A 10,009-nucleotide genomic window follows, 5' to 3' on the forward strand; every position below is an offset into this window, starting at 1 on the left:
TCTGGTTGAGAAGTATGGTGTTAACTTGGTGCCTAGTCTGCTTAACCTATTCTCGTCACACAGATGTTAGACCATTCCGGGTGCTGGCAATGGGAGCATCGAAATTTCCTTATCAACAGCCTTTGCCTGGGGTAGAAGTGGAGTTAACCACCATCACTGAAACACTGTGGAAAGGTCGCTCTTTTCTCAACGAAGCCTTTACTCTGGAAAATTTAATGGCTCAACGACAACAGAGGCAATATGGCATCATTCACCTAGCCACCCATGCAGAGTTCAACTCGGGAACTCCTAACAATTCCTACATTCAGATGTGGAACCGCAAACTAAGGCTGTATGAAATGAAAAATCTACTTTATGAGCCATCGGTAGAGTTGTTGGTACTCAGCGCTTGCCGAACCGCTTTGGGCAATCGAGAAGCGGAGTTGGGTTTTGCTGGGTCAGCCTTTCAGGCAGGAGTTGACTCGACTTTGGCAACCCTTTGGTATGTTAGTGATCAAGGTGCTCTGGGGCTGACTACTGAGTTTTACCGTCAGTTGAGAAAGACATCGAGTAAAAGCGAAGCTTTACGACAGGCACAGTTAGCAATGATTCAAGGCAATGTGCGTATCGAGAATAATCAGTTATATGGCTCGGGCAAGAACATCTCGTTACCGCCAGAATTGTCAGGACCAGGAAAACAAAGCTTTTCTCATCCCTACTATTGGGCTGCTTTCACTCTGGTTGGGGATCCCTAGTTAATAGCAATTCTTCACTGTTCATAATTTTGATAAGCAGTAACAATCCTCTGAACGAGGGGATTACGGACAACATCCTTATTAGTTAGTTCGCAGAAAGCAATGCCTTCTACAGATTTTAATATTTTTAGGGTGATCGCTAATCCTGAGGGTTGGTTGCTAGATAAATCGGTCTGGGTGAGATCACCAGTCACTACCATCCGAGAACGTGAACCCAAACGAGTCAGAACCATCTTCATCTGGGCTGGTGTGGTATTCTGAGCTTCATCAATAATCACGAAGGCATTATTGAGGGTGCGACCTCGCATATAGGCTAGGGGAGCCACTTCAATAATGCCCCGTTCCATTAAATTGGCAGTCTTCTCTGTATCAATCAGTTCATGGAGAGCATCATAAAGGGGGCGCAAATAGGGATTAATTTTTTGCTGCAAGTCTCCCGGTAAAAAGCCAAGTTTTTCACCAGCTTCTACCGCTGGTCGTGTCAGAATCAGCCGTTCATATTGATTATTTAGTAACGCCTGAGCGGCGATTACCACAGCTAGGAAGGTTTTGCCAGTGCCTGCTGGTCCCACGCAGAAGGTGAGGTCATGGGTTAGTACAGCTTTGATATACTGCCGTTGCCGGAAGGTTTTAGCTCGGATTACCTCACCCCGGCGAGTATGAGCCAGCACATCTTGATGTAAATCTTGTAATTCATCCTGTCGCTTGGTATCTAAGGCATGAATTGCGGTTTGGATGTCTACTCCTGTAATCCTCTTACCTTCGAGCCAATAGATTTTAAGCGATCGCACTAGGGATGATACCCGCTCGACCTGTTTCTCGGTGCCAGAAATCAATAACTCTTGCCCTCGCAGCACCAGATGCGCACCGGTTTGCCGTGATAGGGTTTTCAGGTTTTCTTCCTGGTCTCCAACCAAGGCGATTGCACTTTCTGGGCTGGGTAGCTCAATTGTTTTGGATACTTCACTCAAGGTTTATCAACTACAGGCTTCAGTCTCAACTATCGAAGTTAACTGGTAACTTAAGTAACTTAATATACAACTCAATCTACCTCTCATTACCAATCTTCAAGGTTTCCTGCCATTGGTAATGAGAGGTACAGCAGCCGGATGTTCTTCACCCCCTTTTCTCCATGGTCCTCTCATTACCGAAACCTTCAAAACTAGAGCACTAGGAGGGAAATCTTGGAATTACTCTAGGTCTGGACACTCGGCGAGGTAAACTTCTTCTGACAATGGATCTACGACTAGGGCCATTGTCTCGACGAGGGCTACTACCTGAGCCTGAGCCTTCATAGATATCCAAATAAACAGTTTGACCAGCAGCTTGGGCTGCTGCTTTAATTACTGTCCGAATCGCTTGAATATTGCGACCACCACGACCGAAAACTCGCCCTTTATCTTCTCCATTAAAAGCTAGTCGAATCCACACACGCTCTTTCCCATTTGATTTCTCACAGTCTACGCTGAGGGAGTCTGGTGATTCCAAGAACGGCTCGATTAAAAATCTCACTAGTGCTGAATAATCTGGGTCATCATCTCGAACAGAAGCAGATAGGATTTCAGGTACTGATTTGTTCAAAAACATTGGCTTTTTGCAAAATATTACGCACGGTTTGTGTTGGCTGAGCTCCATTTTTGAGCCACTTCACTATTGCTGGTACATTCAGCCTCGTTTCATCATTTCTTGGATTATAGAATCCCAGTTCTTCTAGAGGACGTCCATCACGGCGGGCACTGCTGGGTATGGCCACTATGCGATAGCTGACTTCACGCTTTTTACCGAATCGTTTTAATCTGATTTTGATCATTGTACCTAATTAATTCACCTGTTTGATTTTAAGCGATCTTTGGGGGTTTGAAAGTGAACAGGTTGAATGTTGAAGATTTTAACTGAATCAGCAGGCAAGCCGCTACCGGTTTACAATCTTCTAAGCTACCCTACTCCGCACGCCTCAGGGAACGGGCTAACCTTCAGGCTAACCTTCTACTGGCTAACCTTCTACTGGCTAACCTTCTACTGGCTAAACTTTAGGCTAACCTTCTACCAGATAACCTACCCTACACCGAACGCCAAAGGCGAACAATAGGCTAACCTTCTACTGGCTAACCTTCTACTGGCTAAACTACCCTACACCGAACGCCAAAGGCGAACAACAGGCTAACCTTCAGGGTAACCTTCAACTTTCTAACCTTCAACCTTCTAACCTTGACCTTTCGGTCACGCTACGCGAACAACCTTCTAACCTTTTACTAGCTGACCTTCTACTATAATTCCCCAAATCCCTTCTTCTTCTTGGCTTTTTTCTTTTTCTTGCCAGAGCCACTACCACGCCAACCAGGTTGATTACGAGGATTTCCACCACCCATACCACCTAACATACCACCTAACCCCCCCATGGCTGGCATCTGACCTTGACCCATTTGCTGCATAAGCGATCGCATTCTGGTAAATTCACTCACCAGACCCCTGACGTCTTTTTCCGTATGACCAGAACCTTGGGCAATGCGGCGGCGGCGGCTCGGAGAGCTAGCTAATAAATCTGGGTTACGACGCTCCTCGGAGGTCATGGAACTAATCATAGCTTCGGACTGCTTGAGCTTGGTTTCCCCTTGTTGAAGTTGAGAAGAACTGAGTTTGCCCATGCCTGGAACCAGTTTCATCAACCCACCAAGGGAGCCCATGTTCTTTAACAGGCGCATCTGCTTCAAGAAATCGCTGAAGTCAAATTTTGCTTCCAGCATTTTCTGTTGCATCTGTTCAGCATCAGCGATGTCAATCTCTTCCTGGGCTTTCTCAACCAAGGTGAGTACATCCCCCATACCCAGAATCCGGGATGCCATCCGGTCAGGATAAAATGGTTGTAGTGCCTCGACCTTTTCCCCAACCCCGACAAATTTAATCGGCTGACCTGAAATTTGCCTGACTGAAAGGGCAGCACCACCACGACTATCCCCATCAAGTTTGGAGAGAATTGCCCCAGTAATGCCAATTTGCTCATGGAAGGTGCGGGTCAGGGTTGCTGCTTCCTGACCAGTCATGGCATCCACCACTAGTAGAGTATCGTGGGGTTGGACGGTTTCTTTGATGCGGGAGAGTTCTCCCATCATCTCTTGGTCAATTTGCAGTCGTCCCGCTGTATCGATAATTACCGTATCGATAGCCATTGCTTTTGCCCGTTCTACCCCTTGACGAGCAATTTCTACTGGGTCAGCTTCTGTACCTAACTCAAACACCGGTACATCAATTTGTTGACCGAGGGTGACTAATTGATCAATGGCTGCGGGTCGATACACGTCTGTAGCCACTAACAGACAGCTACGTTCTTGCTTACGCAGATGTAAAGCGAGTTTGGCACTAGCCGTAGTTTTACCAGTACCTTGTAGACCAGCCATTAGCACAACGGTTGGTGGGGTGTCTGCTTGGGCTAGGGGAACATTGGTTTCCCCCATCACTTGCACCAGTTCGTCGTAGACTATTTTTATGAACTGCTGGTCAGGGCGAACACCTGATGTGACTTCACTGCCTTGTGCTTTCGCTTCTACTTCAGCAACGAAATCTTTGACTACTTGTAGGTTGACGTCTGCCGATAAGAGGGCGCGACGCACTTCTTTTAGGGCGTCTTGGATGTTAGAACTAGAGATCTTGTCCTGACCCCGTAGTTTTTTCCAAGCATCTTCTAAGCGTTCGGCGAGAGCATCAAACATACGTCAATTGTCAATTGTGATGGTTTTGTTATTATGGTTACTTTACTAGGTCGCCAGAGTTTTGATAGTCTATACATCTTAGCTACACACCTTACTAGGATAGCGCTTTTGGGGATTTTAGTTCAATATTTCGGTAAGGTGAGTATTCAGCCCTAGGCTATTCGTAACATTTATTTAAGCGGTTAACTAATGGGGGGTTCGGGAGGCTATAAGTCCCGCGCTGTACCTGAAAGGTTAGCGTCGGGATACATGGACACCCCGGGTCGATTGAGGGGTTTCTCCTTTGGAGACGCGGGGCGCGTTCGATGCCCCGAAAATCGACATACTATCTATCGGTTCTAACAGAAGATGTAAATCTGTTAGAATACACGGATGTTGAACTTGACCTACAGCTACCGAATCTATCCAGGACTTGACCAGGAAGCTAAAATGCTTGGCTGGTTGGAGCAATGCCGTCGCGTATATAACTATGCTTTGGCAGAGCGTAAGGACTGGATCAATTCGCGTAAATGCTTGGTCAATGCTTGCAGCATCAGACTCGAATACATCATCCCTGCTGACACGCCATACCCTGACTACTACAAACAGCAGAACGCTCTTACCAAAGCCAAAAAGTTGATTCGACAACTGAAGGCAGTTCACTCCCAAGTTTGGCAAGATGCCTTGAAGCGACTGGATAAGTCGTTCAAGTTCATGCAACACAGAGGGTTTGGATTTCCTCGATTCAAAAAGTCGGGCCAGTATCGTTCGTTTGTGTTTCCGCAGTTCAAGTCGAATCCTGTCAACGGATTTGAGATCAAACTGCCGAAAATTGGAACCGTGCCGATCCACTTGCATCGACCTATTCCTGAAGGATTTGAGATCAAGCAAGTTCGGGTCGTGTTGAAATCGTCGGGCTGGTACGCTCAGCTGATTCTGCAAGCCGATGTTTCTGTTCCTGAACCAATGCCTGATGGTGATCCGATCGGAATTGATTTGGGACTCGAAAAGTTCTTGGCTGTATCGACAGGTGAACTGGTAGAACGCCCTCGCTTTTTCGTGGATTTGCAAAGCAAGCAACGATTGCTGCAACGCAAATTGAGAAACAAGAAAAAGGGTTAGTAAACAGCTAGATAAAATGTCGCAGAGTCTACCAAAAACTCTTATTATTTGTTACACTTAAATTAGGGTAACACCGACAGTGATTATTATGTAACTTAAATTAAAGCCGAAAACCAAGGCTTTAATAGTTGCGGTTAAATCCCGGTGTTAAACTTTTTTGACATTTTTATGGCGCTCGCGGGATATTCCCGAGAGCTTTGGGAGATACCCCCTGGATGCTATGGCATCTTGCATTGGCGAGCCTTGGTCTATCTTGGTAGACTTTGGTAGCTAAAAAGTATCGGAGCGCGTGAATCAACTTTATGTGCAACAGATGATGGCTGGTTTTTCTTTATGCCAGCTACCACCACCATTAAAACCCCCAGATGTATTGCGGGTCATTGTTCCAAGTGGAACCTTGCGTGAGGTTGATGCTTTTAATCAGGGGATTGAGATTTGGCGATCCCGTGGCTACCATGTCCAATTACCACAGAACTGGAACGCTAGGGAAGGTTACCTAGCTGGGACTGATAGTCAGCGACGCCAACAGTTGCTCGAAGCCTGTCTTGACCCCCAATGTCGGGGCATTCTCTGTGGTCGAGGAGGTTATGGTAGCGCTAGACTTATGGAAGACTGGACATGGCCAGAACAATGGCCAGAACAGTTGAAGTGGTTGATTGGTTTTTCTGATATTACTGCTTTACTGTGGAGTCTTGGTCAGATAGGGGTTTCCGGTGTTCATGGTCCGTTATTGACTACTATTGCTGGTGAACCGGAATGGTCACTCAATCGGTTGTTTGATTGGGTGGAAGGACGACCCATAGCTCCCTTGAAAGGGGTTGGTTGGGGAGATGGGAAAGTTTCTGGTGTGTTGCTACCGGCTAATCTTACGGTCGCTACTCATCTGCTCGGTACACCCCTACAACCTTCCTTATCAGGAGTTATTCTTGCTCTCGAAGATGTAACTGAGGCTCCCTACCGCATTGACCGGATGTTGACTCAGTGGCGCATGATTGGTGCAATGGCCGGGGTGAAAGGTATTGCGTTAGGGCGGTTTAGCCGTTGTGCTCCTCCCAAGGATGTTCCTAGCTGGACTGTGGAGGAAGTGTTGCGCGATCGCATTTGGGATCTCGGGATACCGGTTGTCTCTGACTTGCCTTTCGGTCACGATGGGATTAACGCTGCCCTTCCTGTCGGACAGTTGGTTGAACTAGATGCTGAGGCCGGGACCTTGAGTTGGGTTGGAGGTTAGCAGGTTAGCAGGTTAGCAGGTTGAAAGTTGGCAGGTTAGCAGTTCATGTAGGGTGGGCAGTGCACCAGACAGATAATGAAGCTTGCAAAGCGCGTTGGTAGGCACTGCCCACCCTACTGCCCACCGTACGATTAATGACAATGGTGCAAGATCTCAGTTTAACGAAGGTACCGTCTTAGAATGTAACTTATTATTAACACTTTTTTAATCTTCTCAAATCAGGAGAGTAAAGGGAATACCACCATGATAAGCTGACAAATACACTTAAAAAAGTATAATAGGATAGATACCATATGGCTGGGTCAACCCAGGTTCCTTATTTGTTGAGGGCGGCTCATGGTGAGGTGTTAGACCGTCCCCCTGTGTGGATGATGCGACAGGCAGGTCGTTATATGAAGGTTTATCGCGATTTACGGGATAAGTATCCAAGTTTTCGCGAGCGCTCCGAAAATCCAGACATCGCGATTGAGATTTCTCTACAACCCTGGAAAGCGTTTCAACCAGATGGAGTGATTTTGTTCTCTGATATTCTAACTCCATTGCCAGGGATTGGTATCGAGTTTGAGATTGTCGAAAGTAAAGGGCCAATCATTAACCAACCGATCCGTACCCAGGAACAAATTGACCAGCTACATCTGTTGGATTTAGAGAAATTTGGGTTTATCCGGGAAATTTTGAAGGCGCTACGGCAAGAAGTGGGCAATGAGGCAGCAGTGCTGGGTTTTGTAGGTGCTCCCTGGACTTTGGGCGCTTATGCCATTGAGGGTAAAAGTTCTAAAAATTACTCCATCATTAAAGGGATGGCCTTCTCACAACCAGCTATGCTACACCAATTCTTGGGTAAGCTAGCGGATGCGATCGCTATCTATGTCCGTTACCAAATCAATAGCGGTGCTCAGGTAATACAAATGTTTGACTCTTGGGCAGGTGAACTGAGTCCCCAAGACTACGAAACCTTTGCCTTACCCTATCAGCAGCGAGTAGTACAGCAGGTTAAAGACACTCACCCAGATACCCCCTTCATTCTCTATATCAGTGGTAGCGCTGGAGTGCTTGAACGCATGGGACAGTCGGGGGTTGATATGGTCAGCGTAGACTGGACCGTAGACATGGCAGAAGCTAGAACAAGATTGGGTGATAAGATGAAAGTCCAGGGCAATATCGACCCAGGAGTTCTGTTTGGGTCACAAGCTTTTATTCGCGATCGCATTGTCGATACTATTCGCAAAGCTGGCCACAAAGGTCATATCTTAAATCTCGGTCATGGTGTTTTACCCGGCACTCCAGAAGATAATGTTAGATTCTTCTTTGAAACTGCCAAAAAGGCAAATGAATTAATGGCTGTTCATGCATAATAGTCGATAACACAAGAGAGAGTAGAGAATCGATAACCAGATTCTGTGCCATTTTCTCCCTCTAGCAGTCATAGGTTCGGGGAGCGCTAGTCCTCCCTAGGGTATCCTTCGGTCAGAGTTGGACCGGGCTTTCAAGGTGCAGACGTTTACTTGTCCAGGTAGCCCCTCCACTAAATGGAATCCTCGCTTCAGTCTCATCCCCTTCAAGGGGATGAGATTAACAACCTTATAGAAATATCTTGAGAGTGCAGATACTTGATTAGACGACTAAGGATAGAATCCTTCAAGATGCATCACCACAACAATCAAGGAAGTGTTCTTCACTCGATCAAAACCTTCTTGTACCCCTAGAAGTAGTTGACCTAGTTGTTTGTTAGTGTTAGGTCAGCATCGGGAGTACATAATTGAATTGAAAATCGAAAATCCTATGACCTCCAAGCGGATTTTTATGACTGGTGCTAGTGGCTGCATTGGTCACTACATCACTGAAGCCTTAAGTCTCGAAACTGACCATGAGTTGTATTTGTTAGTCAGAAACCCTGACAAATTCAAGTTTGACGACTTGAAGTGTGGCGACAAGAGGCGTGCTGGCATTACCATCCTAGAAGGTGACCTGCAGCAGATTGAAGACTTTGGTGACTTGCTCAAGACAATGGATGCGGCAATTCTGGCAGCAACTGCTTGGGGAGGGCAACAGGAAACATTTGATATTAACGTTGTCAAAACTATCCAGTTAATCAACTTGCTTGACCCTACTGTTTGTGAGCAAGTGATTTATTTCTCTACTGCTAGTGTACTGGATAGGAATAACCAATTACTGAAAGAAGCCGGTGAACTTGGAACAGAATATATCTATTCCAAATACACTTGTCTCAAGCGCTTATCCCAATTAGCGTCCGCTCCTAAGATTACTACCCTCTTTCCTACCTTGGTACTGGGGGGACACGAAACTAAACCCTACTCCCATCTGTCATCGGGACTCCCAGATATTGTCAAATGGATTAACTTGATTCGTTGGTTTAGAGCTGATGGCAGTTTCCACTTCATCCACGCCCAAGATATTGCTCAGGTGGTGCGATACCTGATTGATCATCCTCCTTCTCAAGCATTGAGTGCAGAACCAGAGTGGATGTCTAGCGGTAGATTGGTTTTGGGTTGTCAGCCGTTGAGTGTTAACCAAGCCGTAGAAGAAGTTTGTAGGTATCTTGGTAAACAAATTTATTTTCGCCTACCATTGTTTATCTGGCTTGCCAATATCTTTATTGTGCTGTTCCGGATTCAGATGGATCCTTGGAGTCGGTTTTCCTTGAATTACCGACATTTTATTTATCACAACCCCGTTAATCCAACCACCTTTGGTTTACCGACTTACTGTCCTACACTTACTGACGTTCTCAAAGTTAGTGGCATTAGCAGAGATTAGATTTTTAAAATCGTGACACTTTAAACTAGAAACAGGACTCCTAGTTAAGTTGTCTTTAAGTTTTCCATTGCTGAAATATAAATTATGCTTAATTTTAACATAACACCATCAAATGATCCATAACTCGGCTCAAGTACCCTAGCTTAATTCGTTGATAGTCTTAGGATAAACGACGGGATTAACCGAGCTTGATCTAACCCACAAATTTCTCTGAATAAAATAATACTATAGCGTTTGGATCTAGGTTGTAAACACACGTATTGCAGAAAAAGGCAAAAGGCAAGAGGAATCCCCCCTAACCCCCCTTAGTAAGGGGGGCAGGCAAGAGGGGCAAGAGATCCGGAGTTTTATTTTCCAATAAAAAAAGACCTTCTAGGTTTACATCTCAAATACAAACGCGCTTATCATCTCCGGTTGACTAATTATTATAATCGGTAATTGCTCTGGGGGGGAGACAA

8 protein-coding genes and 1 pseudogene are annotated in these 10,009 nt (G+C 45.8%); 5 read left to right on the forward strand and 4 right to left on the reverse strand.

Annotated elements, in window-relative coordinates:
- Positions 1 to 734: CHAT domain-containing protein (locus F6K20_RS11170; RefSeq protein WP_287294683.1), on the forward strand; the 734-nt coding region annotated here is incomplete at its 5' end.
- Positions 735 to 748: 14 nt separating this feature from the next.
- On the opposite strand, the gene F6K20_RS11175 is transcribed toward F6K20_RS11170, so the two are convergent.
- The 4 genes from F6K20_RS11175 to ffh all read right to left on the reverse strand — a co-directional run bounded on the left by F6K20_RS11175 (position 749) and on the right by ffh (position 4,441).
- Entirely contained in the window at positions 749 to 1,705 is a 957-nt protein-coding gene (locus F6K20_RS11175; RefSeq protein ID WP_008178949.1) for a PhoH family protein, read from the reverse strand.
- Positions 1,706 to 1,904: 199 nt separating this feature from the next.
- Entirely contained in the window at positions 1,905 to 2,321 is a 417-nt protein-coding gene (locus F6K20_RS11180) for a KH domain-containing protein (protein ID WP_008178947.1), read from the reverse strand.
- The gene (gene rpsP, locus F6K20_RS11185) at positions 2,296 to 2,544 is read right to left on the reverse strand and encodes a 30S ribosomal protein S16 (RefSeq protein WP_287252380.1); all 249 of its coding nucleotides are present in this window, start codon (positions 2,542 to 2,544) and stop codon (positions 2,296 to 2,298) included. The genes F6K20_RS11180 and rpsP overlap by 26 nt, the downstream gene beginning before the upstream one ends.
- 457 nt (positions 2,545 to 3,001) lie before the next feature.
- Positions 3,002 to 4,441, reverse strand: coding sequence for a signal recognition particle protein (ffh, locus tag F6K20_RS11190; RefSeq protein ID WP_008178942.1), 1,440 nt, complete (start codon positions 4,439 to 4,441; stop codon positions 3,002 to 3,004).
- Positions 4,442 to 4,813: 372 nt separating this feature from the next.
- Between ffh and F6K20_RS11195 the strand changes: the two are divergent.
- From F6K20_RS11195 to F6K20_RS11210, 4 genes and pseudogenes are all read left to right on the forward strand, one after another.
- Positions 4,814 to 5,539 (forward strand): annotated as a pseudogene (locus tag F6K20_RS11195) (RNA-guided endonuclease InsQ/TnpB family protein); the annotation flags it as partial.
- 316 nt (positions 5,540 to 5,855) lie between these two features.
- Entirely contained in the window at positions 5,856 to 6,773 is a 918-nt protein-coding gene (locus F6K20_RS11200; protein WP_287294686.1) for a S66 peptidase family protein, read from the forward strand.
- 293 nt (positions 6,774 to 7,066) lie between these two features.
- Positions 7,067 to 8,128 (forward strand): uroporphyrinogen decarboxylase, encoded by a 1,062-nt coding sequence (gene hemE, locus F6K20_RS11205; RefSeq protein WP_287294684.1) that lies wholly within the window; start codon positions 7,067 to 7,069, stop codon positions 8,126 to 8,128.
- Between the two features lie 427 nt (positions 8,129 to 8,555).
- Positions 8,556 to 9,551: an NAD-dependent epimerase/dehydratase family protein gene (locus F6K20_RS11210; RefSeq protein WP_287252385.1), complete on the forward strand. Its 996-nt coding sequence runs from the start codon at positions 8,556 to 8,558 to the stop codon at positions 9,549 to 9,551.
- Positions 9,552 to 10,009: the final 458 nt, after the last annotated feature.

The organism is Moorena sp. SIO2C4 (genome assembly GCF_010672485.1).
Classification (GTDB): Bacteria; Cyanobacteriota; Cyanobacteriia; order Cyanobacteriales; family Coleofasciculaceae; genus Moorena; species Moorena producens.

What these genes read in the sequence shown, in the direction of transcription:
- ffh (WP_008178942.1), bottom strand. Translation starts at nt 4,441, where the DNA reads ATGTTTGATGCTCTCGCCGAACGCTTAGAAGATGCTTGGAAAAAACTA.
- F6K20_RS11210 (WP_287252385.1), top strand. Translation starts at nt 8,556, where the DNA reads ATGACCTCCAAGCGGATTTTTATGACTGGTGCTAGTGGCTGCATTGGT.
- F6K20_RS11180 (WP_008178947.1), bottom strand. Translation starts at nt 2,321, where the DNA reads ATGTTTTTGAACAAATCAGTACCTGAAATCCTATCTGCTTCTGTTCGA.
- hemE (WP_287294684.1), top strand. Translation starts at nt 7,067, where the DNA reads ATGGCTGGGTCAACCCAGGTTCCTTATTTGTTGAGGGCGGCTCATGGT.
- F6K20_RS11200 (WP_287294686.1), top strand. Translation starts at nt 5,856, where the DNA reads ATGATGGCTGGTTTTTCTTTATGCCAGCTACCACCACCATTAAAACCC.
- rpsP (WP_287252380.1), bottom strand. Translation starts at nt 2,544, where the DNA reads ATGATCAAAATCAGATTAAAACGATTCGGTAAAAAGCGTGAAGTCAGC.